Here is a 22,795-nt window from a genome sequence, read left to right as displayed (position 1 = left end):
CCGACCAGCCGGTGCCAACGGATCAGCGGATCGGGCAGTCCGGCGAGAGGCGCATGTCGAGGTAGTTGTCTACCGCGCGCATCATGTCGTCCATCTCGTTTTCGAAGAAGTGGTTGGCGCGCGGCACTTCATCGTGATGGATGGTGATGTGCTTCTGCGTGCGCAGCTTGTCGACCAGCTTCTGCACCGCATTGGGCGTGACCACCGTATCGGCGGTGCCCTGCACGATGATGCCCGAGGCGGGGCACGGGGCGAGGAAGCTGAAATCGTACATGTTGGCGGGCGGCGCCACCGAGATGAAGCCGCGGATTTCCGGGCGGCGCATCAGCAGCTGCATGCCGATCAGCGCGCCGAACGAATAGCCGGCGATCCAGGTGGTGCTGGCTTCGGGATGGATCGACTGGACCCAGTCGAGCGCCGCCGCGGCGTCGGACAGTTCACCGATGCCATTGTCAAAGCTGCCCTGGCTGCGGCCGACGCCACGGAAGTTGAAGCGCAGCGTGGCAAAACCGCGCGCGACGAATGTCTTGTAGAGCGCCTGCGTGATGCGGTCGTTCATCGTGCCGCCCGCCTGCGGGTGCGGGTGCAGGATCATCGCCACCGGTGCGCGGGGGCGGGTGGCGGGCTGGAAACGGCCTTCGAGGCGGCCTTCGGGGCCGGGGAAAATGACTGCGGGCATTGCCTGTCCGGTAATCCTGTGGTCTGGCCCCATGCGGCACGGAATGCCGGGGCTGGGAATTAAGCTGATGGCTATATAGAAACCGAGCCTTCGAAAGCAATCTTTCCACGCATTCCGGGGCGAATCTTGCCGCTAAATTCGATCTATCTCGATCACGCCGCCACGACCCCGCTGCTGCCGGAGGCGCTGGCGGCAATGGAGGAGGGCTGGCGCATCTGGGCCAACCCTTCAAGCCCGCACGCGGCAGGGCGGGCGGCGAGGGCTGCGCTGGAGAGTGCGCGGGCGCGAGTGAAGGCGGCGCTGGCCTGGGACGGCGAGGTGATCTTCACCAGCGGGGCAAGCGAGGCGCTGGAGATCGCCACGAAAAAAGTTTCCCCGGGGAAACATAACAGGAACATCACCAGTGCGGTAGAGCATGAGGCGGTGCTGCGACTGACGCCAGACGCGCATCGCCTGAGCGTCGATGCGAACGGATTGGTCAGGATTTCCGAGCTGGAGCAGGTGCTTAAGCTGGAAGAGCCGGCGCTTCTGGCAGTCCAGCAGGTCAACAGCGAAACCGGTGTGATGCAGGATCTGGCGTCGGTGGCAGCGCTGGCAAAGTCGAACAATGCGCTGTTGCTGGTCGATGCCGCGCAAGGGGCCGGAAAGCTACCGCTGCCCGAAGCCGACATCATCGCGCTTTCGGCGCACAAGTTCGGCGGGCCGGTGGGCATCGGCGCGTTGCTGGTGCGCAATTACGGCTTGCTCGATCCCGGCGGCGGCCAGGAGCGCGGCTATCGTGCCGGGACCGAGCCGATGCCGCTGGTGATGGGCATGGTCGCGGCGCTGGAGGCCGGAAACGCATGGCTCAAGTGCGCTTCAGGTTTGCGGGAATCGCTGACGAATCAACTGCTTGAAACCGGGGCGGAATTGGTCGCACCGGAATCACCACGCAGTCCGACGATTGCCGCCTATCGCATGCCCGGCAAATCCAGCGCGGCGCAGCTGATCCGGTTCGATGGCGCAGGGATTGCCGTTTCTGCCGGAAGCGCGTGTTCTTCGGGTTCATTGAAGGCGAGCCACGTGCTGACGGCGATGGGCTACGCGAATCCGGGCGAGGTCATCCGCGTGTCCATCGGGCGCGAGACGAGCGAGGCCGAGATCGCCCGGTTCGTTGAAGTGTGGAAGGAGATCCGGGGGTGATCTACCTCGACTATCAGGCGACGACGCCGCTGGCCCCGGAAGCGCGCGCGGCGATGCTGCCGTGGCTGGCAGGGCCGGAGGCTGCCGGTTTTGCCAACCCGCACAGCCCGCACCGCGCCGGGCGCGCGGCGGTGGCGGCAGTCGAGGTGGCGCGGGCGCAGGTGGCGGCGCTGCTGCCGCCGGGCGGGCGCGTGGTGTTCACGTCCGGGGCGACCGAGGCGATCAATCTGGCGTTGGCCGGGTGCGGTCGCGAGAGGCTGGCGGTGAGCGCGATCGAACATGCGGCGGTGCTGGATACGGCGCGGGCGCTCGATCCCGGCGTGGCGGTGCTGCCGGTCGATGGCATGGGGCTGGTCGATCCGGAGGTGGCGATTCCGGAGGGGACGGGCCTGGTCGCGGTAATGCAGGTCAACAACGAGATCGGTACGGTCCAGCCGGTCGAAGCGCTTGCGCGGCGGGCGCACGACATCGGCGCGCTGTTCCTGTGCGATGCGGTGCAGGGGGCCGGCAAGATCGCCGCGCCCGAGGGGGCCGACCTGATCGCGGTGTCCTCGCACAAGCTCTATGGCCCCAAGGGCATCGGCGCCTTGTGGGTGCGCGACGGGGTGGAGCTTGCACCGCTGATCCGGGGCGGCGGGCAGGAGGGCGGTTTGCGTTCGGGCACACTTTCGCCAGCGCTTTGCGCGGGATTCGGCGCAGCAGCGGCCCTGTGCACAAACCTGTCGGAAACTGACCGACTTCATGTGGAAAAGCTGTGGGACAGGGCTTTGCAGCTGTTTGCGGGCTGGATGCTGAACGGCAGTCCGGCGCAGCGCTGGCGCGGCAATCTCAACTTGCGATTGCCGGGGCTGGACGTGGCAAGACTGTTGTCTGAATGCCGCAACGTGGCATTTTCTGCTGGGTCTGCCTGTGCCAGCGGGTCGGGCAGGCCAAGCCATGTCTTGCGCGCGCTCGGACTTTCGGACAGGGATAGCAGAACCGCGATCCGCATCGGTTTCGGACGCTATACGGGGGATGATGAACTGGAACAGGCTGCCGGGGCGATCAACGCCGCGGCGCGCGCGCAGGGAGTCTTGTAACCATGGTCAGCGTCACCTTCGTCACCGCCAAGGGTGAAAAGATCGCCGCAGAGGGCGAAGCGGGGACGCGACTGCTGGAACTGGGGCAAGCGAAGGGCATGCCGCTCGAAGGAACCTGCGAGGGCCAGATGGCCTGTTCGACCTGCCATGTGGTGATCGATGCCGACTGGTTCGCGAAACTGCCGCCAGCCGTCGACGATGAGGAGGACATGCTGGATCTGGCCGCCGGCGTGACGCGCACGAGCCGCCTGTCCTGCCAGATCGAACTTACCGAAGCGCTTGATGGCCTTGTGGTGCATATCCCGGCCGAGGCGCGGGACATGCAGGGGCGCTGACCCTTCGCACGCCCCACCTTCGGGAACGGATCGGAAGGCCAGCCTTTGATTGAGGCATGACGTCTTCGCCTCCCGTTCCAAAACTTGCCCTGCCTGCCAGCCCCGATGTCCTGATTGCCGACACCACCGGCTGGATTACCGACAACTGGCTGCGTATCTCAATCGCCATCGGCATTGCCGTCGTCGTGGTTGTGGTGCTTGTCGCCATCCGCAACCTCGGGCGCCGGTTCTGCCCTGAAAGCGAGGCCCTGGTCGGGTGGAAGACCATCATCGGCCGCATGGCCGGCCGCACGCGCTTCTGGTTCATCGTGTTGGTAGCCGCCGAGGCGGTCGCCAGTTACGCGCAGACACCGGCCTGGCTCGACAGGACCATTGCGTTTCTCTTCACCATCGGCCTCACCTTCCAGGCGGCACTGTGGGTGCGGGAACTGACGATCGGCCTGATCGAGCATCGCGCAGGGGAGGCCCAGCACGCCAACGGTGCGCTGAGCTCGGCGCTCAACATCCTGAGGGCGCTGGTGACGTTCCTCGTTTTCGCCATCGCCATTGTTCTCATACTCGGCAACCTTGGCGTGAATGTCGCCGGACTGGTCGCAGGCCTCGGCATCGGTGGCATCGCCATCGGTCTTGCCGCTCAGGGTATATTCTCCGACCTGTTCGCGGGCATTTCCATCCTCTTCGACCGGCCTTTCAAGGTGGGGGAAGTGATCAGCTGGGGCGGAAATACCGGCACGGTCGAGGTCATCGGCATGCGCACCACCCGTGTCAGGCTGGTAAGCGGGGAACTGCTGATCGTTTCCAACAAGAACCTGCTCGACAAGGAGATCAGCAATCTTACGGTTCGCGATCACATCCGCCTGACGTTCGCGATTGGCGTCGCCTATGAAACCCCGCCTGAAACCTTGGCGCTGGTTCCGGCAATGCTGAAGGAACTGGGTCAGGCCGAAGGCGCTAAAGTGGCGCGTTCGGGGTTCGACGCATTCGGTGCCAGCTCGCTTGACTTTACCCTGATCCTCGACGTGCCCGGTGCCGACTGGAACGTGGCGCATCCGTTGCGCGATCGTTTGCTGGTGGCAATCATGCAGCGCTTTGCTGCCGAGGGAATCAGCATTCCCTATCCCACGCAGACGACATTCACCGCCGCCCCTGACGGGACGCTGATCATGCCCTATCCCGACGGAGCCGTGGTTCCAGTCAAGGTGTAGCGATGCGCGATGGGACCACGAACCTGATTTCGACCGGGCGCTTTTGCCAGCTTGCCGTGGGGGCTGTTTTGCAGTCCCATAAGCGGATCAAGGCAAGAGGGCAGGTATGGCGGCGATCAATCTTCCACGGATCATCAGGGTAGGCGGAGGCGCACTGGCGCAGTTGCCCGAGGCGCTTGCCCAATGCGGAGTGTCCCGACCGTTCATCGTCACCGACGCATTCCTCGTGAGCAGCGGGATGGTGGCGACATTGCTTGCCGTGCTCGACGACGCCGGAATCGATGCGGTCGTGTTCGCCGAGACAGTGCCCGATCCGACCGTGGCTGTGGTTGAAACCGCCCTGGAAGCCTTGCGTGCCGCCGATTGCGACTGCGTTGTCGGCTTTGGCGGTGGCAGCCCGATCGATACGGCCAAGGCCATTGCCGCGCTGGCGGTTGCGCCCCGGCCGGTCCAGTCGATGAAGGCTCCGGCAACGACCGACGTGCCCGGCCTGCCGATCATCGCCGTGCCGACAACGGCGGGGACGGGGTCGGAAGCGACGAAGTTCACCATCGTGACCGACGAGGCCAGCAGCGAGAAGATGCTCTGTGCGGGCCTTGCTTTCCTGCCGACCGTGGCGATCGTCGATTTCGAACTGACGATGGGCAAGCCCGCCCGGCTGACGGCGGATACCGGGATCGATTCACTCACCCATGCGATCGAAGCCTACGTTTCGAAGAAGGCCAATGCCTTCAGCGATGCCATGGCCCTTTCGGCGATGAAGCTGATTGCTCCCAATCTTCTTACCGCCTGCGCCGAGCCGGGCAACCGCGCGGCGCGCGAGGCGATGATGGTCGGCGCGCATCACGCCGGGATCGCGTTCTCCAATGCCAGCGTTGCGCTTGTCCATGGCATGAGCCGACCCGTGGGCGCGTTCTTCCATGTGCCGCACGGCCTTTCCAACGCCATGTTGCTGCCTGCGGTTACGGCCTTCTCCGCGCCAGCCGCACTTGCGCGCTATGCCGATTGCGCGCGGGCGATGGGCGTTGCCAGTGCGGACGAGGGCGACCAGGCGGCGGTGGCGCGACTGCTGGAGGAACTGGCGGCGCTGAACGCCGACCTGTCCGTGCCATCCCCGCGCTCTCATGGGATCAGCGAGGCGCGGTGGTTCGAGGTGGTGCCGGAAATGGCGCGGCAGGCGCTGGTTTCGGGATCGCCGGGGAACAACCCGCGCGTGCCGGAAGCGGCGGAGATCGAGCGGCTCTACGCCGAGGTCTATGGCTGACGCCAGACTTTCGCACGATTGCAATGCCCTGCCGGATCATGCATAGGCTTTGACCGTTCCTCCCCAGGTTCATCGGATTCGGCTTTTCGCAAGTTTTGCGGGGCGCCGCTTATGTGAGCGTATGGACATGGGTGAAATGAACGAACGAATCGAACGCAGCGGCCTCAAGGTCGACGCCAGCCTTGCCACCTTCATCGACGAGAGCGTGATTGCGCCACTCGGGCTTGATGCAAGCGCGTTCTGGCAGGGTTTTGCCGAGCTGGTCGGTCATTTCGCCCCGGTAAACCGCATGCTTCTCGACAAGCGTGACGCGCTGCAGGCGCTGATTGATTCCTGGCACCGCGAGCGCAAGGGCAAGCCGATCGATGCGGCCGAGTATCGCACGTTCCTGACCGAGATCGGCTATCTTGTGGCAGAGCCTGAGGATTTCGTGATCGGCACGCAGAACGTCGACCGCGAGATTGCCTGCATGGCAGGACCACAGCTGGTCGTGCCGGTTCTGAATGACCGGTTCGTGCTCAATGCGGCGAATGCGCGCTGGGGCAGTCTCTACGATGCCTGGTACGGCACCGACGCGCTCGATGCGGCCCCGGCCCGGCCGGGCGGCTACGACAAGGAACGCGGCGCGGCGGTGGTCCGCGCAGGCAGGGCCTTCCTTGACCTGACATTCCCGCTGGACGGCATGAGCTGGACCGAATGGGACGGGACGAGCAGCCTGCCGTTGTGCGATGAGACGCAGTTTGCCGGCACGAAACCCGGTGGCATTCTGCTGTGCAACAACGGGTTGCATGTCGAGATCGTGCTCGACCGGACGCACCCTGTCGGCAAGGACGACAAGGCGGGCATTGCCGATATCGTGATGGAAGCGGCGCTTACCGCCATTGTCGACCTTGAAGACTCGGTCGCGGCGGTCGATGCCGAGGACAAGCTGCTCGCTTACCGCAACTGGCTCGGCCTGATGCGCGGCGATCTGGAAGCGAGCTTCAGCAAGGGCGGCAAGACCATGACCCGCGCGCTGGAAGCGGACCGAGAATGGACGTCTGCCACGGGCGAGGCGATCACGTTGCCCGGGCGCAGCCTGCTGTTCGTGCGCAATGTCGGCCATCTCATGACCAATCCGGCAATCCTGCTGGAGGACGGGTCGGAGATTCCCGAAGGTATCATGGACGCGGTGATCACCTCGGCCATCGCGTGCCATGACATCAATGGGCTGGGTCGCCATCGCAACAGCCGCGCCGGCAGCATCTATATCGTCAAGCCCAAGATGCACGGGCCGGAAGAGGTCGCCTTCACCAACGACCTGTTCAATGCCGTCGAGGACCTGCTGGGTCTTGAGCGCCATACCGTCAAGGTCGGCGTCATGGACGAGGAGCGCCGCACTTCGGCCAACCTCGCGGCCTGCATCAAGCAAGTCCGCGACCGGATCGTGTTCATCAACACCGGCTTCCTCGACCGTACCGGCGACGAGATCCACACCTCGATGCAGGCGGGTGCGATGATCCGGAAAGGGGCGATCAAGGGCTCCGGCTGGATCGCAGCCTATGAGAAGCGCAACGTCTGCATCGGCCTGGCGCACGGTTTGTCCGGCAAGGCGCAGATCGGCAAGGGCATGTGGGCCGCGCCCGACATGATGCACGACATGATGCAACAGAAGATCGCCCATCCCCGCACCGGGGCGAACACGGCATGGGTGCCTTCGCCGACGGCCGCAACGCTGCATGCCATGCACTACCATCAGGTCGACGTGTTCGGAGTGCAGCGCGACGTGGCGCGGGAAGCGACACCGGGTCTCGACGCGCTTCTGGCCATCCCGTTGGCCGATGGTGCCAACTGGTCGGAAGAGGAAGTGCGCGAGGAACTGGACAACAACGCGCAAGGGCTTCTGGGCTATGTCGTGCGCTGGATTGACCAGGGCGTGGGGTGTTCCAAGGTGCCGGACATCAACGACGTCGGCCTGATGGAAGACCGTGCGACCTTGCGCATTTCCAGCCAGCACATGGCCAATTGGCTGCTGCACGGCGTGGCCACCAACGAACAGGTCATGGACAGCCTCAAGCGCATGGCCGCCAAGGTCGATGCGCAGAACGCGGGCGACCCGCTCTACGAGCCGATGGCCGGTCGCTGGGAAGAAAGCTTTGCCTTCCGCGCGGCCTGCGATCTGGTGTTCAACGGGGTGGAGCAGCCCAACGGCTATACCGAGCCGCTGCTGCACGCCTGGCGCCTGAAGAAGAAGGCGGCGCTGGCGAAGGTGGCCGAACCGGCTTGAGGTTTTTGGGGCGGGCCTTGCGGGTCCGCCCTTACTTCGTCAGCACCCGTGCGATGGAGACGAACTCCTCGACGCTGAGGGTCTCGGCGCGGCGCTGGGCGTCGATGCCGAGTGTTTCCAGGGCGTCGAGCGCGCCGGGCAGGCCCTTCAAGGACTGGCGCAGCATCTTGCGGCGCTGGCCGAAGGCAGCTTCGGTCACACGCTCCAACATTCGGGCCGATACGCCTTCGGGCATAGTGCCGGGTTCGACGTGCACGATCGCCGACATCACCTTGGGCGGCGGAGTGAAGGCGCTGCGGTGGACCTTCATCGCAATGCGCGGGGCAGAGCGCCACTGCGCCAGCACGGCGAGGCGGCCATAGGCATCCGTGCCGGGCGCGGCGACGATGCGTTCGGCCACTTCCAGCTGGAACATCAGCGTCAATGATTTCCACTGCGGCGGCCAGTCCTGCCCGGAAAGCCAGCCGGTGAACAGTTGCGTGCCGACATTGTAGGGCAGGTTAGCGGCGACGTGCCACGGCCCGTCGAACAGCGTTGCCGGGTCAATCTTGGTGGCGTCGCCACCGATCACGGTGAGCTGGCCGGGGAAGGCATCGGACAGTTCGGCAAGCGCGGGCAGGCAGCGCTTGTCCATCTCGATCGCGGTAACGTTTGCGCCGGCGCGCAGCAGGGCGCGGGTCAGCCCGCCGGGGCCAGGGCCGACCTCAAGGACATTCTCGCCCTTCAGCTTGCCGGGGACGCGGGCAATGCGATCGAGCAATTGTTCGTCGAACAGGAAGTTCTGGCCCAGCGCCTTGGTGGCGAACAGGCCGTGGCGGTTGATGACATCGCGTAATGGGGGGAGGTCGGTCATGCCAAAGCCCTCCGCGCCGCACATTCTCCCGCCATGCGCAGCGCCGCGATGGTCGGGCCGACGCGCGCCTTGGCGGACCCGGCGATGCCGAACGCGGTGCCGTGATCGGGAGAGGTGCGGATGATCGGCAGGCCCAGGGTGACATTCACTCCGGCGTCGAAATCCAGCGCCTTCATCGGGATCAGCGCCTGATCGTGATACATGCAGATGGCCACGTCATACCCCTCGCGCGCCTCGGCGTGGAACATCGTGTCGGGCGGCAGCGGGCCGAAAGCGTCGATCCCGGCGGCGCGCAAGGCCGCCACGGCCGGAGCGACGATGTCGTGGTCTTCGCTGCCCATGCGCCCGTCCTCGCCCGCGTGCGGGTTCAGACCGGCCACGGCCAGGCGCGGGCTGGCAATGCCGTAGTCGCGCGAAAGCCCGGATGCAGCGATCGCCGCGCGCGATCGGATCAGTTCGGTGGTAAGCATATCCGGCACTGCGCGCAGCGACACATGGACCGTGATCGGCACGACCTTGAGGCTCGGCCCCGCGAGCATCATCACCGCATTCTCGGGCGAAATGCCGCAGGCCTGCGCGACGAATTCGGTCTGCCCCGGATGGGCGAAACCGATGCGGGCGAGACGGCTCTTGGCAATCGGGCCGGTGACCAGCGCCGAAGCCGCGCCGGAACGGACGAGGCCGGTGGCGGTGGCAAGGGCATCGAGGGCAAGGCTTGCGCCTGCATCATCGGGCTCGCCCGGGGTGTAGGGTAGTTGGGCGAGATCGAGCACCGGCAGCGCGCCGTCGAAACAATCCGCCACCTCGTCGGGCGTCTTGATCGCGCAGACCGGCACCGTGATGCCCCGCCTGCGCGCTGCCTCCTCGACGACGCGGGCCGAGCCGACCACGAAGAACGGCGGCAGGGTTTCGGCGTCGCGCAAGGACCATGCGGCGGCGGCGAGTTCCGGGCCGACGCCTGCGGGATCGCCAATGGTAAGGGCAAGGGGGGCGGTCATGGGCGGGAGCCTAGGCGCTCTGTGCCACGCTGGCGAGACGTTCGAGCGTGGGCACCAGTTCGTCGTAGTGGTCGATCACCGCGTCTGCGCCCAGATCGTCAGCGGGAAGATCGTTGAAGCCGAAGCGCACGGCGACGACCGGCATTTGCGCAGCCTTGGCGGCGCCGACGTCAAACGTGGTATCGCCAACGAACGCAGCGGGCCCACCGCCGCAGCGCTCGACCATCTCGTGCAGCATGTCGGGGCGGGGCTTGGCGCGGTGGCGGCCCAGCGTGTCACCGCCGATCACGCAGGCGAAGCGGTGGAGCAGGCCGAGCTCCTCGAACAGCTTGACCGCAAGGCCTTCTGCCTTGTTGGTGGCGATGGCGATCTTCACGCCGCGCGCGTCGAGGGCGTCCAGCATCTCCGCACCGCCGGGAAACAGTGCGGTGTGGTGGGCAATGTTCCGGCCATAGAATTCGATCAGGCTGGCCTGCAGGCCGGGGAAGGCGTCTTCATCCACCCCGCCCGATTCCGTCAGCGCCGAGCGCAGCATCTGCGCCGCCCCGCCGCCGATGTGGCGCTTGGTCTGGTCCAGCGGGACGGGTGGCCGACCGGCAAGGCCGAGCGCGTGGTTGAGCGCGACACCAAGGTCGCGGCTGGTGTCGAGCAGGGTGCCGTCGAGATCGAATCCGACAATCCGGTAAGGAAAATCCGCCATGGTGTGGCCAAGTGGCCTGCTGTTCTGGAAAGCGCAAGATTTGTCTGGCAAGGGTGCGGCCATGATTGAACAGCCCCCTCTCGCCATTATCGTCCTCGCCGCCGGAAAAGGCACCCGCATGAAGAGCGACCTGCACAAGGTGCTCCATCCGATCGCGGGCAGGCCGATGGTCAGGCACCTGATGGCCAGCGCCGCAGAGCTGGGCCCTGAGCGGCAGGTGGTGGTGGCCGGCCACGGGCGCGAGCAGCTGGAGAAGGCGCTGGGCGGCTCTGCCACGATCGCCGTGCAGGACCCGCAGCTGGGTACGGCCCATGCGGTGCAGCAGGCCGAGGGCGCGCTGGCCGGGTTCGATGGCGATGTGCTGATCCTCTATGGCGACGTGCCGTTCGTGCGGGCCGAGACGATGCGGGCGATGATCGCGCGGCTGCATGAGGCCGATGCTCCGGCGGCGGTGGTCCTTGGCTTCGCGCCGCAAGACACGCTGCAGTACGGGCGCGTGATCGCCGAAGACGGGCGCATCGTGAAGATGGTCGAGCACAAGGATGCGACCGAGGCCGAGCGTGCCTGCCGCGTGTGCAATTCGGGGCTGATGGCGGTGCGCAGCGCCGACCTGTTCGGCCTGCTGGCGCGCGTCGGCAACGACAATGCGCAGGGCGAATACTACCTGCCCGACGTGGTCAACATCGCGATTGCCGATGGCCGCACCTGCGCCGTGGTGGTGACGGACGACGCCGACGAAGTCGCCGGGATCAACAGCCGCGCGGAACTTGCAGAGGCCGAAGGTCGCTGGCAGCGCCGCCGCCGGGCCCAGGCCATGGCCGATGGCGCAACGCTGATCGCGCCCGAAACCGTGTGGTTTTCGTGGGATACGGTGCTGGGCCGGGACGTGACGGTCGAGCCCAACGTCTTCTTCGGTCCCGGCGTGACCGTGGCCGATGGCGTGACGATCCATGCCTTCTGCCATCTCGAAGGCGCAGAGCTTTCGCCCGGCGTCCACATCGGCCCCTACGCCCGCTTGCGCCCCGGCGCGAAGCTGGAGGAGGACGTCAAGATCGGCAACTTCGTCGAGGTCAAGAACACGGTGATGCACCGTGGTGCCAAGGCCAGCCACCTGACCTACCTCGGCGATGCCGAAGTGGGGGCTGAGGCCAACATCGGCGCAGGCACGATCACCTGCAACTATGACGGCTACTTCAAGTACAAGACTACCATCGGCGAGCGCGCGTTCATCGGCTCCAACTCTGCGCTGATTGCCCCGGTCAAGATCGGCGCGGACGCCATCGTCGCGGCAGGCAGCGCAGTGTCACGCGACGTCGCCGACGGCGAATTGCGCATGGTGCGGGCAGAGCAGCTGGTGAAGCCGGGCTGGGCTGACCGCTTTCATGATGCGATGAAGAAGAAGAAGGCGGAGAAGCGGGGGTAGCGTGCCGAACTACCTTATCGAACCAGCAGCGGTCCGCGATGACTCTGAAGCGCTGGAAGTGGCTAGCGTCTGGATTGCCAAGCAGGGCCTGCATTGCGCGCTGAATGTCGGAATCTACGCTGACCACGACCAAGTCGACGGACGTGAGGCTTGGGGTGTGATCATGGCCGATATGATCGGCCACCTTTCCAATGCATTGCAAGATTCGTACGGCTATGACACTGCCCAATCAAAGGCAGCCATTGTGAACTCGCTTCTCAGGGAAGTCGACGTGCCCACTTCGGAGTTGCATGGTTTCTTCGCGGACTAGAGACTGAACCCGTAGACCGAGTTTGGCGGGGCTGGCATTCCAGCCCCGCGTTCGCTCAATCCAGCATCGACGCCGGCACCTTGCCGCCGTTCTGCGCAAGCTTGCGCATGGTGGCCTTGTGGAGCCAGATGTTCATTTCGGCCGAGCCATCCAGAGCGCCGGTATAGCCGAGTTCCTGGGCGAGTTCCTTGCGGTTGGCGAGGCTGGAATCGATGCCCAGAAGCTTCATCAGGTCGACGATCGAGGTGCGCCAGTTGAGGTCCTTGTCCTGGGCCATCTCGCTGAGGTTGGCTTCGACGTCGAACTGCGAAACGGGCGCCGGTGCGGGTGCGGTTGGTGCAGGCGCTGGCGTCGATGCAGAAGGAGCGGCGGGGGTTGTAGTGGGCGCGGGCTTGGGCGTCTGGCCAGTCTGGGTCGGGCGCGTGCCCTTCCACGAGATGGCGTCCATGATCTTGCTGAAAATGCTCATCGATTGCTCCTGCGATGGGTTTCCACAGGCAACCGGCGAGGGCGGGGATGCGTTCCTCAGGGCTTGACGATAGCGCGATATCATATCATGATATCGTCATGACTCGCATCCTTGCCGACATTCCGGATGAAGATATCGCCGCCCTCGATGCGCGCGCGAGCGAGCAAGGCAAGTCGCGGGCCGCGCTCGTGCGCGAGGCTGTGAAGCTCTATCTCGTGCAGAGCGATACCAGCAACGACTGGATCGACCGCTATGCCGGGCTCTGGGCACATCGCACCGATATCGGCGACAGCGTGGAATATCAGCGCGCCATGCGTGAAGATCGCCGCCCCTATGAAGACATCTGACCTTGTCTGCACCGTTCTTCGACACCAACATCGTCATCGATTGGCTGAGGCGCATGCCCCATGCAGCCCAAGAGATCGCGCGTTATCGCAGCCACCGCATTAGCCGGATAGTGTGGACTGAGGTGATGGCCGGCGAGGCGCTGGAAAAGCGGGACCTCGTCCGGGAAGCCCTGAGCCATTTCGATTGCGTGGAAATCGATGCGCGGATCGCCACGGCGGCAGCAGATATCCGCTATCGCAGCCGCATGAAGCTGATGGATGCCTATATCCTCGCTACCGCGCAGGTTAACGGTTCGATCCTGATTACACGAAATACCAAGGATTTTCCGGCAACCATGCCCGGCATCCGGGTGCCCTATACTCTCTAGTCGAAAGCAGTTGCCTGCATGTGCGGAATTATCGGAATCGTCGGCAAGGAACAGGTGGCGGACCGGCTGGTCGATGGCCTGCGGCGGATGGAATATCGCGGCTATGATTCGGCAGGGATCTGCACGGTCGAAGGCGGGCAGCTGGTGCGGCGGCGGGCCGAGGGCAAGCTCAACAATCTTGTGCTGGAACTCGCGCGCAATCCGGCCTCGGGCCTGATCGGCATTGCCCACACCCGCTGGGCAACCCATGGCGCGCCGACAACGAGCAACGCGCATCCACATGCCACGGGCGAAGTGGCGCTGGTTCACAACGGTATCATCGAGAACTTCAAGACCCTGCGCGACGCCCTGATAGCGCGGGGCCGCAAGTTCGAGAGCGAGACCGATACCGAAGTGGTGGCGCATCTCGTGTCCGAACAGGTCGAGGCAGGACTTTCGCCGCAGGACGCGGTGAAGGCCGTGCTGCCGACCTTGCGCGGCGCCTTTGCGCTCGCCATCGCTTTCCGCAGCCATGACGACATGCTGATCGGTGCGCGGCTGGGATCGCCGCTGGTAGTCGGCTATGGCGAGGGCGAGACCTATCTCGGGTCCGACGCGCTTGCGCTCGCGCCGCTGACGCAGCGGATTACCTACCTCGAGGAAGGCGACTGGGTGGTGATCACCCGTGAGGGCGCGCAGATCTTCGATGCGGACAACAATCTGGTCGAACGCCCCATCGTCGCCTCGGGCGCAACCGCTGCAGCAATCGAGAAGGGCAATTACCGCCACTTCATGCAGAAGGAGATCTTCGAGCAGCCGGTGGTGGTGGCGCAGACGCTGCGCTCCTACTTGCGCCGGGTGGAGCAGACCGTGGCGCTGCCGCAGATTGACTTCGACCTTGCCAGCATCAATCGCGTGACCATCGTCGCCTGCGGGACGAGCTTCTATGCCGGCATGGTCGCCAAGTACTGGTTCGAGCAGTTCGCGCGCCTGCCAGTGGACATCGATGTGGCGTCCGAGTTCCGCTACCGCGATCCGGTGCTGGAGCCGGGCGGCCTTGCGCTGTTCATCTCGCAGAGCGGCGAAACCGCCGACACGCTCGCGGCGCTGCGGCACTGCAAGGCGGCGGGGCAGACCATTGCAGTGGTCGTCAACGTGCCGACGAGTTCGATGGCGCGCGAGGCGGATCTGCTGCTGCCGACCCATGCCGGGCCGGAAATCGGGGTTGCCTCGACCAAGGCGTTCACCTGCCAGCTGGCGGTGCTCGCGGCGCTGGCGGCGCACCTTGCGGTCAAGCGTGGGCGGCTGACACGCGAGGAAGAGGCCGAGATCGTCGAGCAGCTGGTCGAGACGCCGGCCTGCCTCAACGCGGCGCTTGCCCATGACGAGGAGATCGCCGGCATGGCGCACCTGATCGCGCCGGCCCGCGATGTCCTCTATCTCGGGCGCGGGCCGGACTATCCGCTGGCGCTGGAAGGAGCGTTGAAGCTCAAGGAAATCAGCTACATCCACGCAGAAGGCTATGCCAGCGGCGAGATGAAGCATGGCCCTATCGCCTTGATCGACGAGGCGGTGCCGGTGATCGTGCTGGCGCCTTCTGGCCCGCTGTTCGAGAAGACCGTGAGCAACATGCAGGAAGTGCGTGCGCGCGGCGGCAAGGTCGTGCTGATCTCCGACGCAGAAGGCATTGCCGAGGCGGGTGAGGGGTGCCTGGCCACGATCGAGATGCCCAAGGTGCACCCGCTGATCGCGCCGCTGGTCTATGCCGTGCCGGTGCAATTGCTCGCCTACCACGTCGCCGTGGCCAAGGGCACCGACGTCGATCAGCCGCGCAATCTGGCAAAGTCCGTCACTGTCGAATAGGCAGGCGCTATAGCGCCCGCCATTCTCCGGGGGCGATGCCGTCCAGCGTCCAGTCGCCGATCTGCCAGCGGACGAGGCGCAGCGTGGGGTGGCCGACGGCTGCGGTCATGCGTCGGACCTGGCGGTTGCGGCCTTCGCGGATGGTGAGGCGCAACCAGCTGTCGGGGATGGATTTTCTCACGCGGATCGGCGGATCGCGGGGCCACAGCGCCGGGTCGTCGATGCGCTCGACCTTGGCGGGGAGGGTGGGGCCGTCCTTGAGCGTGACACCCTTGCGCAGGGCCTGCAATGCGGCCTCGTCGGGCTCGCCTTCTACCTGGACAAGATAGGTTTTTGGCAGCTTGTGGCGGGGGTCGGCGATGCGGGACTGGAGGGGGCCGTCGTCGGTCAGGAGGAGCAGGCCTTCGCTGTCATGGTCCAGCCGGCCAGCAGGGTAAACGCCCGGAAAGTCTATGAAATCCGCAAGCGTAGGCCGGGGCGGGCCGGTGCGTTCGGGGGAGAACTGGCACAGTACGCCGAAGGGCTTGTTGAACGCGATGAGGGCCATGCGGGGGGCTTAGGCGCTTGATTCCTGGGCGGCAATCGCGCGTTTCCAACTCTCTCGGGCAGAGAGGAAACTCCAGCGGTCGCGCAGCGAACTTGGCACGAACTCTTCGAGACCGACCGACAGTGCTAGCATTATCGCGTATCCGACCGAGATATCGGCCATGGTGAACCGCCCGGCAGCGACGAATTTCTCCCCCATCATCGCTTCGGCATTGCGCAATCGCGAGCCGAACCATTCGGCGTAATCGCGAGCGATCTCGGGGCGGCGATCTTCAGGCTTGGCGAAGACCTGATAGCGCAAGTGGATTGTCTGCGGGAAGGTGAGCGTCGCTTCACCCATGACGAGGAAGTTGAGGTAGGCGGCATAGCCATCCTCATGCGGGGCGACGGCGAGGTCCGTGGGGCCGTACTTCGTGGCGAGATAGTGCGGGATCGCGACGCTTTCGGTCATCCGCACGTCGCCATCGATCAGGACCGGGATCGTGCCCAGAGGGTTGATGTCGTGCATGCCTTCGTGGCGGTGGCGGGGCGGGAAGGGGAGGGTGTGGAGCCGGTAGGGCAGCCCCATTTCCTCGAGCGCCCAGAGCGCGCGGAAGGAGCGGGCGTTCTTGCAGTGGTAGAGCGTGAGCATCGCCCGAGGATTGCGGGCCTGCGCCCGCAGCACAAGGGCAAGTTTTCGACACATTGCCGCAAAGTGCGGGTCGTGAAGGCAATCCATAGGACAGCACGGGTCGTTACTTACACTGAGGAGAATAAGGATGCGTGTCATTCGAGCGATGGTGTTCTCTGCCCTGGAATTTTCCTTGGCGAATCTGGCCCTGACGCATCCGGCGCTGGCACAGACGGCACCATCAGCCACTGCGCCCGCGCGCCCGGCGGGGCCGCCGATGGTGCCGCAGGGTTGGACGATGACCGTGGGCGTGGCACCGGTGTTCGGGATGGCGTGGCAAGGTTCGAAGGACACCGCGCTTTCGATCTTCCCGGACCTGCGGGTCAACTACAAGGACACGCTGTTCCTTTCGGTGCAGGACGGGTTGGGCTGGAACGCGGTCAATCAGGATGGCTGGAAGGCGGGGCCGATCGTGCGGGCCCGCTTCGGGCGGAACGAGGATGACGGCGGATCGCCGTTCCTGATCGCGGGAGGCAGCGACGCCCTGCGCGGGATGGGCGACGTGGACATTGCCGGAGAAGCCGGGGGCTTTGTCGAGAAGCGGCTGGGGGCGAAGAAGCAGTGGCGCCTGCGCGCCGAGGTCCGGCAGGGCTTTGGCGGACATGAGGGCGTGGTGGGCGACGTGCTGGCGCAGTATTCGGGGCGTTCGGGCAAGGTGATCTATGCGGTCGGGCCGCGCGCGACCTTTGCCAGCGGCGATTTCATGCGGACCTATTACGGGGTGGATGGTGCCCAGGCGGCACGCACCGGGCTGGCGGTTTCGCGGCCTGACGGAGGGCTGGTTTCCTATGGGATGGGGGCGAATCTGATCCGGCCGCTGGACCGGAAGCGCGCGGTGGCGGTCTTTGCCGGTGTTGACCGGTTGGGCGGTGAGCCGGCCGGGAGTTCATTGATCCGCGAGCGGGGGCAGCGGACGCAGTTTTCGATCGGGCTGGGGTATTCCTACCGGTTCGGGCTTTGATTCCGGCGTAGTGCCTATGCCCACCCCCGACCCCTCCCGCCTGCGGGAGGGGGGAAAGGACGCGTCAGTTGATCGAGATCACGCCATCGACGGCGCGCCATTCCTGCGGGCCGATCAGGTGGTTGTGGGCGATGCGGACCGAGTGGAGTGCGGCCTCGATTTCGCGCCGCCAGTGATCGAGGAAGCCGTGGAGGCGCGGGAAGCGTGGGGCGAGATCGTATTGCTGGAAGGCGAACATCTGCAGCAGGCTGGGGTGGTCCGGCAGGTAGTAGTGGATCTGGATGGTGGTCAGGCCGTAGCCTTCCATCTGCAGCCGGATGTCCTCCCCAAGGGTGTTGGCGCCAGTCACACGTCCCATGCTCTTCCTTCCTTCGTACTGGAAGGAGCATCGGCCGATTGGAGCGCGATGCTCCGACCTCATGCAAAGTCGCAGAAACAGTTACAACTGTGACGAAAATTCCTGAAGAAGCGGTGAACCGTCAAGAGGGCTGAAAAGCGTATTCCACAATCAGCGCGCGGCGATGGGGGCGACCTGTTCGCACTTGGCCTTGGTATCGGACGGGCCGCTGCCGCCAAGCATCGTCGCGGCAATGAAGCCACCGACGACGAGCAGGACGAAGCCGACGGTGACGAGGCCGAGGTACTTGTCGATGAAGCGCTTGATCGGCGCACCGAACAGGCGGAACAGCACGCCGACAATCATGAAGCTGATCGAGCGGCTGACCACGCTGGCGAGGATGAACGGCACCAGCGGCATGGCGATGAAGCCAGCGGTGATCGTCAGCAGCTTGAACGGGATGGGCGTGGCGCCCTTGATCATGATGATCTCGACCCCGTATTCGCGCAGGTAGCAGGCCGCCTTGGGGAAGCTTTCGGTGAGGTGCAGCGCGGCCAGCAGCTGGGTGCCGACAGTATCGTACAGGCCATAGCCGATCGCATAGCCGAGCAGGCCGCCCAGCACCGAGGCGATCGTGGCAACCGCGGCGAAGCGCACCGCCTTTTTCGGTTCTGCCAGGCACATCAGGCCGAGCAGGGGGTGCGGCGGGATCGGGAAGAAGCTTGCCTCCATGAACGCGAACAGCGCGAGCCACCATTCGGCATGGGGGTGCGCGGCCTTGGCCATGGTCCAATCGTAGAGGCGGCGAAGCATCGGAATCCCGTTCGTTGTTGCGGATGTGCGGATAGGGGAGGCGGGGGCGGAGTGCCAGTGGTTCTTTGAGTCTGGTTATGTCGAAGACGATAGATAACCTAATTGGCACTTTTTGATTGACTTTCCCGGTCAATTGAGTACATATCAAGAACATCGCAAGGCCGAATCGTTCTGAAAGCGGGAACGGCGGGCGGTGGCGTCAGAAAAGCTCAATTCCGAAAGGGATGGTCCGCATGGCCAAGCCGAAAGTGCAGCCGGGTGCCGATGAGTCATGTGCGGAGGACGCGTGCGTGGACGTTCCCCATGGGGAACTGGAACCTGCGCAGCCGCCGAAGACGAGGAAGAGCAACAGGCCGTGGCGACCGGTGTTCCTTGCCGTGCTGGCCGAAACATCGAACGTGACGGCGGCGGCGGCGGCGGCGGAAATTCCGGCATCGCGGGCGTACAAGGACAAGCGCGACGATGGCGAGTTTGCCGCGCGGTGGCGCGAGGCGCTGTGCGAGGGCTACGACCTGCTGGAGATCGAAGTGCTCCACCGCCTGCGCTTTGGTGAGCCGAAGGACGGCGCCAAGTTCGACAATGCGACGGCGCTGCGGCTGCTTTCGCAGCACCGCGACACCGTGGCGCGCGAGCGGGCGATCCGTGACAATGCCGACGTGGAAGCGGTGCGCAGATCGCTTCACGCCAAGCTGCTGCAGATCCGCGAGGAAGTGCATCGCCAGCGCCAGACGGCCGCCTGCGACGTGAGCGCGCATGGCTGAGCGGGCGATGCTGGACTGGCTGTCCGAAGCAAGCCCCGAGCGCATTGCCGCCTTCGTCGAAGGACTGGACGAGAAGGAGATTACCGAGTGGCCGTTTGACTGGCGGACCTGGGCGCGGGAAAACCAGCTTGCCCCGGACGACGATTGGCGGGTGTGGCTGGTCATGGCCGGGCGCGGGTTCGGCAAGACGCGACTGGGTGCGGAATGGGTGCGCGGTGTGGCCGAGACCGATCCGGAGGCACGGATTGCGCTGATCGGATCATCGCTCCACGAAGCGCGCAGCGTGATGGTGGAAGGCGAGAGCGGGCTGCTTTCGATCGGCGCACCATGGCGGCGGCCGACCTATGAAAGCTCGGTCCGGCGCCTGACCTGGCCGAACGGGGCTCAGGCCTTCCTCTATTCGGCGGGCGAGCCGGAAGCCTTGCGCGGGCCGCAGCACAGCCATGCCTGGTGCGACGAGATTGCCAAGTGGGACAACATGTCGAACCGGGCGCTTTCGACCTGGGACAACCTGCTGATGGGGCTGCGGCTGGGGAGCGATCCCAGGCTGGTGGCGACGACTACGCCGCGCCCGGTGCCACTGGTGGCGCGGATCGTGGGACAGCGTGAAGATGTGGTGGTGACGCGCGGGACGACGTTCGACAATGCCGCGAACCTGCCCGAGCGCTTCATCGAGGCGATGCGAAAGACCTTTGGCGGGACCATGCTGGGACGGCAGGAACTGCTGGGCGAAATGATCGAGGATCTGGCCGGCGCGCTGTGGAGCCGCCGCCTGATCGAAGGGGGCCGCGAGGACGTGGCGCCGCCGTGTACGCGGATCGTGATCGGGGTGGACCCTCCGGCCAGCGCGCACGGTGATGCTTGCGGGATCGTGGTCTGCGGCATCGGGGATGACCGGATCGCCCGGGTGCTGGCCGATTGTTCGGTGGAACAGGCCAGTCCCGAGCGTTGGGCCCGCGCCGTCGTCAATGCTGCGCAGGCCTGGTCGGCTGACCGGGTGGTGGCCGAGGCGAACCAGGGGGGCGAAATGGTGAGTGCGGTGCTGCGTGCGGCACAGGCGAACCTGCCCCTGCGCCTTGTCCATGCGAGCCGGGGCAAGGCGGCGCGGGCCGAGCCGGTGGCGGCGCTCTATGAAGCGGGGCGGGTGCGCCATGCCGGGATGTTCGCAAGGCTGGAGGACGAGTTGTGCGGAATGATGCCGGGCGGAGAATACCAAGGGCCGGGGCGATCTCCGGACCGGGCGGATGCCTGTGTCTGGGCGCTGACCGAGCTGATGCTGGGGCAACAGGCGGAGCCGCGCATCTGGTTTGATTGAAGGTTTTGGTGGGGCTGCCTGGTTTGTGCCGCTTGCCCACCCCCGACCCCTCCCGCCTACGGGAGGGGAGAAGAGAAATGCGCCCTCCCGCCTGCGGGAGGGGCGGAGAAGTGCGCCTTAAGCGCGGTCGTTCAGTTTCATCATGAAAGGCAGACTATGTCGTTCTTTCAATCGCTTGCTGCTGCCTTCAAGGGCGAGGCGGTGACGCCGCGGGCGCCGCTGGGGCGCAGTTTCGTCTCGCCGTGGATTGCCGCCTCGGACTGGCGCGGGGATGCCGCTCGCGGGCCGATCAACTATCCCGTGGCGATCCGCGAGGCTTACTTGCGCAATCCCGTGGCACAGCGTGCGGTGCGGCTGGTGGCAGAGGGGATCGGCGGGGCGCCGGTCAAGGCATCGCAGCCCGAGCTGCTGGCGCTGATCGGTGAGACCAGTGCGGGCCAGCCGCTGATCGAGACGCTGGCGGCGCATCTCATGCTGCACGGCAATGCCTATGTGCAGGTGCTGCGCGATGCCGACGGGGTGCCGGTGGAACTGTTTGCGCTGCGGCCCGAGCGGGTAACGGTGATTCCCGATGCGGCGGGCTGGCCCGCGGCCTTTGCCTACAAGGTCGGCGAGAAGGCGATGCGGATTGACGCCGCGGACGACTTTGGCCGGCCCAACCTGATCCATGTGAAGCACTTCCACCCCCTCGACGATCACTATGGCGCAGGGTGCCTGGAAGCGGCGGAGGAGGCCGTGGCGATCCACAATGCGGCGGCGGGCTGGAACCGAAGCCTGCTGGAGAACGCGGCGCGGCCTTCGGGGGCGCTGGTCTATGATCCGGGCGAGCCGGGGGCGGCGCTTTCGGCCGACCAGTTCGAGCGGATCAAGGCTGAACTGACGGCGGCCTATTCGGGCATGGGCAATGCCGGGCGGCCGATGTTGCTGGAAGGCGGCCTCAGGTGGCAGGCGCTGGCGCTGACCCCGGCGGACATGGACTTTGCCACGCTGAAGGCAGCGGCGGCGCGCGACATCGCGCTCGCCTTCGGGGTGCCGCCGATGCTGCTGGGGATTCCGGGCGACAACACTTACGCCAACTATCGCGAGGCGAACCGGGCGCTGTGGCGGCTGACGCTGCTGCCGCTGGCGGGGAAGGTGCTTTCCGCGCTGGCCGAGGGCTTGGCGGGATCGTTCAAGGGGGCGGCGTTGAGCGTCGATCTCGATGCGGTGCCGGCACTGGCCGAGGATCGCGAGCGATTGTGGGCGCAGGTTTCGGGCGCGGACTTCCTTTCGGCTGACGAGAAGCGCTCTCTTCTCGGGATCGGTGAGGTGCAGGCATGACGCGCGAGGACATGCTGGCGCGGCTGGTCGCGCAGGCCGAGGACGAGGGCGGCGATCTCGTCACCTTGCGGGCGATCGTGGAGGAGGCTTCGGACCTCGGCGCGGCGCGGGTGCTGAGCCGGATGGGGCTGGCCGACGATCATGCGCTGACCGACATGGCCGAGCTTCGCCAGCTGCTGGGCGCCTGGCGCGATGCCAAGGCGAGCGCGTGGAAGGCCGTGGTGACCTGGGTGGTGCGGGGCCTGTTGGCGCTGCTGCTGCTGGGCATTGCGATGCGCCTTGGCCTGACGGAGCTGGTGCGATGAGCGGCCCGGTGCGGTTTGCCGGCTATGCCGCGATCTTCCGCAAGCGCGACAGCGGCGGGGATACGATCCTGCCGGGCGCATTCAAGGGCAGTCTCGAGCGCAGGCTGGCCGAAGGGCTGAAGCTGCCGCTGCTGTGGCAGCACCGCCCGGACCAGCGCATCGGCTGGATCGAAAGCGCGGGCGAGGACGAGCGGGGTTTGCGTGTCGTGGCGCGGATCGATGCTGCGGATTCGGCAGCGGCGCGGGCGCTCAAGGAGGGGGCCGTGGACGGTCTGTCGTTCGGCTACCGCGTGCTCAAGGGCCGGGCGCTGCCGGGCGGGCGCGAGCTGGAGGATCTCGACCTGTTCGAGGTGAGCCTGGTGACCCGGCCGATGCAGCCACTGGCGCGCGTGCATTTCGTCGAGCCGGAAACGGCCTGATTTTTCCGAAACCGAAGTCCCCGATGGG

The 22,795-nt window shown here is 65.7% G+C and carries 26 protein-coding genes; 17 read left to right on the top strand and 9 right to left on the bottom strand.

Annotated elements, in window-relative coordinates:
- Positions 1-22: 22 nt before the first annotated feature.
- On the bottom strand, positions 23-679 hold the full coding sequence (locus HGI46_RS02045) for an alpha/beta hydrolase (RefSeq protein ID WP_084278426.1): 657 nt from the start codon (positions 677-679) through the stop codon (positions 23-25).
- A 126-nt stretch (positions 680-805) separates the two neighbouring features.
- Between HGI46_RS02045 and HGI46_RS02040 the strand changes: the two genes are divergently transcribed.
- The 6 genes from HGI46_RS02040 to HGI46_RS02015 all read left to right on the top strand — a co-directional run bounded on the left by HGI46_RS02040 (position 806) and on the right by HGI46_RS02015 (position 8,010).
- On the top strand, positions 806-1,861 hold the full coding sequence (locus HGI46_RS02040) for an aminotransferase class V-fold PLP-dependent enzyme (protein ID WP_168902886.1): 1,056 nt from the start codon (positions 806-808) through the stop codon (positions 1,859-1,861).
- Positions 1,858-2,940 (top strand): cysteine desulfurase family protein, encoded by a 1,083-nt coding sequence (locus tag HGI46_RS02035; RefSeq protein ID WP_168902885.1) that lies wholly within the window; start codon positions 1,858-1,860, stop codon positions 2,938-2,940. Before HGI46_RS02040 ends, HGI46_RS02035 begins: the two co-directional genes overlap by 4 nt.
- Positions 2,941-2,942: 2 nt before the next feature.
- Positions 2,943-3,275, top strand: coding sequence for a 2Fe-2S iron-sulfur cluster-binding protein (locus HGI46_RS02030; protein WP_118072329.1), 333 nt, complete (start codon positions 2,943-2,945; stop codon positions 3,273-3,275).
- A 56-nt stretch (positions 3,276-3,331) separates the two neighbouring features.
- Positions 3,332-4,480 carry a mechanosensitive ion channel family protein gene (locus HGI46_RS02025; RefSeq protein WP_168902884.1) on the top strand — a complete coding sequence of 383 codons (1,149 nt, stop codon included), beginning with the start codon at positions 3,332-3,334 and terminating at the stop codon, positions 4,478-4,480.
- Between the two features lie 106 nt (positions 4,481-4,586).
- The gene (locus tag HGI46_RS02020) at positions 4,587-5,744 is read left to right on the top strand and encodes an iron-containing alcohol dehydrogenase (RefSeq protein WP_168902883.1); all 1,158 of its coding nucleotides are present in this window, start codon (positions 4,587-4,589) and stop codon (positions 5,742-5,744) included.
- 136 nt (positions 5,745-5,880) lie between these two features.
- On the top strand, positions 5,881-8,010 hold the full coding sequence (locus HGI46_RS02015; protein WP_168902882.1) for a malate synthase G: 2,130 nt from the start codon (positions 5,881-5,883) through the stop codon (positions 8,008-8,010).
- 31 nt (positions 8,011-8,041) lie between these two features.
- Here HGI46_RS02015 and rsmA read toward each other — a convergent pair whose 3' ends face one another.
- From rsmA to HGI46_RS02000, 3 genes are read right to left on the bottom strand one after another with little or no spacing between them, the layout of a single operon-like run.
- The gene (gene rsmA / locus HGI46_RS02010) at positions 8,042-8,863 is read right to left on the bottom strand and encodes a 16S rRNA (adenine(1518)-N(6)/adenine(1519)-N(6))-dimethyltransferase RsmA (RefSeq protein WP_168902881.1); all 822 of its coding nucleotides are present in this window, start codon (positions 8,861-8,863) and stop codon (positions 8,042-8,044) included.
- Positions 8,860-9,861, bottom strand: a complete 1,002-nt coding sequence (gene pdxA, locus HGI46_RS02005) for a 4-hydroxythreonine-4-phosphate dehydrogenase PdxA (protein WP_168902880.1) — start codon at positions 9,859-9,861, stop codon at positions 8,860-8,862. The genes rsmA and pdxA overlap by 4 nt, the downstream gene beginning before the upstream one ends.
- Positions 9,862-9,871: 10 nt before the next feature.
- The gene (locus tag HGI46_RS02000; RefSeq protein WP_168902879.1) at positions 9,872-10,561 is read right to left on the bottom strand and encodes an HAD-IA family hydrolase; all 690 of its coding nucleotides are present in this window, start codon (positions 10,559-10,561) and stop codon (positions 9,872-9,874) included.
- Between the two features lie 61 nt (positions 10,562-10,622).
- Between HGI46_RS02000 and glmU the strand changes: the two genes are divergently transcribed.
- Both glmU and HGI46_RS01990 read left to right on the top strand, forming a co-directional pair.
- Positions 10,623-11,984, top strand: coding sequence for a bifunctional UDP-N-acetylglucosamine diphosphorylase/glucosamine-1-phosphate N-acetyltransferase GlmU (gene glmU, locus HGI46_RS01995; RefSeq protein ID WP_168902878.1), 1,362 nt, complete (start codon positions 10,623-10,625; stop codon positions 11,982-11,984).
- Position 11,985: 1 nt separating this feature from the next.
- Positions 11,986-12,294, top strand: coding sequence for a DUF5076 domain-containing protein (locus tag HGI46_RS01990; protein WP_168902877.1), 309 nt, complete (start codon positions 11,986-11,988; stop codon positions 12,292-12,294).
- 55 nt (positions 12,295-12,349) lie between these two features.
- Here HGI46_RS01990 and HGI46_RS01985 read toward each other — a convergent pair whose 3' ends face one another.
- Positions 12,350-12,763 carry a DUF3597 domain-containing protein gene (locus HGI46_RS01985; RefSeq protein ID WP_118072325.1) on the bottom strand — a complete coding sequence of 138 codons (414 nt, stop codon included), beginning with the start codon at positions 12,761-12,763 and terminating at the stop codon, positions 12,350-12,352.
- 98 nt (positions 12,764-12,861) lie between these two features.
- Here HGI46_RS01985 and HGI46_RS01980 point away from each other — a divergent pair, with 98 nt between their 5' ends.
- The 3 genes from HGI46_RS01980 to glmS are packed head-to-tail and all read left to right on the top strand — an operon-like array spanning position 12,862 to position 15,320.
- Positions 12,862-13,110: a ribbon-helix-helix domain-containing protein gene (locus HGI46_RS01980; RefSeq protein WP_062341970.1), complete on the top strand. Its 249-nt coding sequence runs from the start codon at positions 12,862-12,864 to the stop codon at positions 13,108-13,110.
- Positions 13,111-13,112: 2 nt separating this feature from the next.
- On the top strand, positions 13,113-13,478 hold the full coding sequence (locus tag HGI46_RS01975) for a type II toxin-antitoxin system VapC family toxin (RefSeq protein WP_118072324.1): 366 nt from the start codon (positions 13,113-13,115) through the stop codon (positions 13,476-13,478).
- 18 nt (positions 13,479-13,496) lie between these two features.
- Positions 13,497-15,320 carry a glutamine--fructose-6-phosphate transaminase (isomerizing) gene (glmS, locus tag HGI46_RS01970; RefSeq protein ID WP_168902876.1) on the top strand — a complete coding sequence of 608 codons (1,824 nt, stop codon included), beginning with the start codon at positions 13,497-13,499 and terminating at the stop codon, positions 15,318-15,320.
- 7 nt (positions 15,321-15,327) lie between these two features.
- Here glmS and HGI46_RS01965 read toward each other — a convergent pair whose 3' ends face one another.
- Positions 15,328-15,867 carry an rRNA large subunit pseudouridine synthase E gene (locus tag HGI46_RS01965; protein WP_168902875.1) on the bottom strand — a complete coding sequence of 180 codons (540 nt, stop codon included), beginning with the start codon at positions 15,865-15,867 and terminating at the stop codon, positions 15,328-15,330.
- A gap of 9 nt (positions 15,868-15,876) precedes the next feature.
- A complete protein-coding gene (locus tag HGI46_RS01960; protein WP_168902874.1) occupies positions 15,877-16,497 on the bottom strand; it encodes a glutathione S-transferase in 621 nt (206 codons plus the stop codon).
- Positions 16,498-16,624: 127 nt separating this feature from the next.
- Between HGI46_RS01960 and HGI46_RS01955 the strand changes: the two genes are divergently transcribed.
- Complete coding sequence (locus HGI46_RS01955; protein ID WP_240946525.1) at positions 16,625-17,497, top strand: MipA/OmpV family protein; 873 nt, start codon at positions 16,625-16,627, stop codon at positions 17,495-17,497.
- A gap of 64 nt (positions 17,498-17,561) precedes the next feature.
- Here the strand turns inward: HGI46_RS01955 and HGI46_RS01950 are convergent, their stop codons facing one another.
- Positions 17,562-17,855, bottom strand: a complete 294-nt coding sequence (locus tag HGI46_RS01950) for an usg protein (RefSeq protein WP_168902873.1) — start codon at positions 17,853-17,855, stop codon at positions 17,562-17,564.
- Positions 17,856-18,005: 150 nt separating this feature from the next.
- A complete protein-coding gene (locus HGI46_RS01945) occupies positions 18,006-18,647 on the bottom strand; it encodes a YqaA family protein (protein ID WP_168902872.1) in 642 nt (213 codons plus the stop codon).
- A 290-nt stretch (positions 18,648-18,937) separates the two neighbouring features.
- Here HGI46_RS01945 and HGI46_RS01940 point away from each other — a divergent pair, with 290 nt between their 5' ends.
- The 5 genes from HGI46_RS01940 (at position 18,938) to HGI46_RS01920 (ending at position 22,767) form a co-directional block, all read left to right on the top strand.
- The gene (locus HGI46_RS01940; RefSeq protein ID WP_205525237.1) at positions 18,938-19,408 is read left to right on the top strand and encodes a hypothetical protein; all 471 of its coding nucleotides are present in this window, start codon (positions 18,938-18,940) and stop codon (positions 19,406-19,408) included.
- Entirely contained in the window at positions 19,401-20,723 is a 1,323-nt protein-coding gene (locus HGI46_RS01935) for a terminase family protein (RefSeq protein ID WP_168902871.1), read from the top strand. Before HGI46_RS01940 ends, HGI46_RS01935 begins: the two co-directional genes overlap by 8 nt.
- Before the next feature lie 156 nt (positions 20,724-20,879).
- A complete protein-coding gene (locus HGI46_RS01930; RefSeq protein WP_168902870.1) occupies positions 20,880-22,043 on the top strand; it encodes a phage portal protein in 1,164 nt (387 codons plus the stop codon).
- A complete protein-coding gene (locus tag HGI46_RS01925; protein ID WP_168902869.1) occupies positions 22,040-22,348 on the top strand; it encodes a DUF6127 family protein in 309 nt (102 codons plus the stop codon). Before HGI46_RS01930 ends, HGI46_RS01925 begins: the two co-directional genes overlap by 4 nt.
- Positions 22,345-22,767, top strand: coding sequence for an HK97 family phage prohead protease (locus HGI46_RS01920; protein ID WP_168902868.1), 423 nt, complete (start codon positions 22,345-22,347; stop codon positions 22,765-22,767). The genes HGI46_RS01925 and HGI46_RS01920 overlap by 4 nt, the downstream gene beginning before the upstream one ends.
- Positions 22,768-22,795 lie beyond the last annotated feature (28 nt).

Source organism: Novosphingobium sp. ERW19 (assembly GCF_012641315.1).
Classification (GTDB): domain Bacteria; phylum Pseudomonadota; class Alphaproteobacteria; order Sphingomonadales; family Sphingomonadaceae; genus Novosphingobium.
This window is presented reverse-complemented; position numbering and strand designations above follow the sequence as displayed.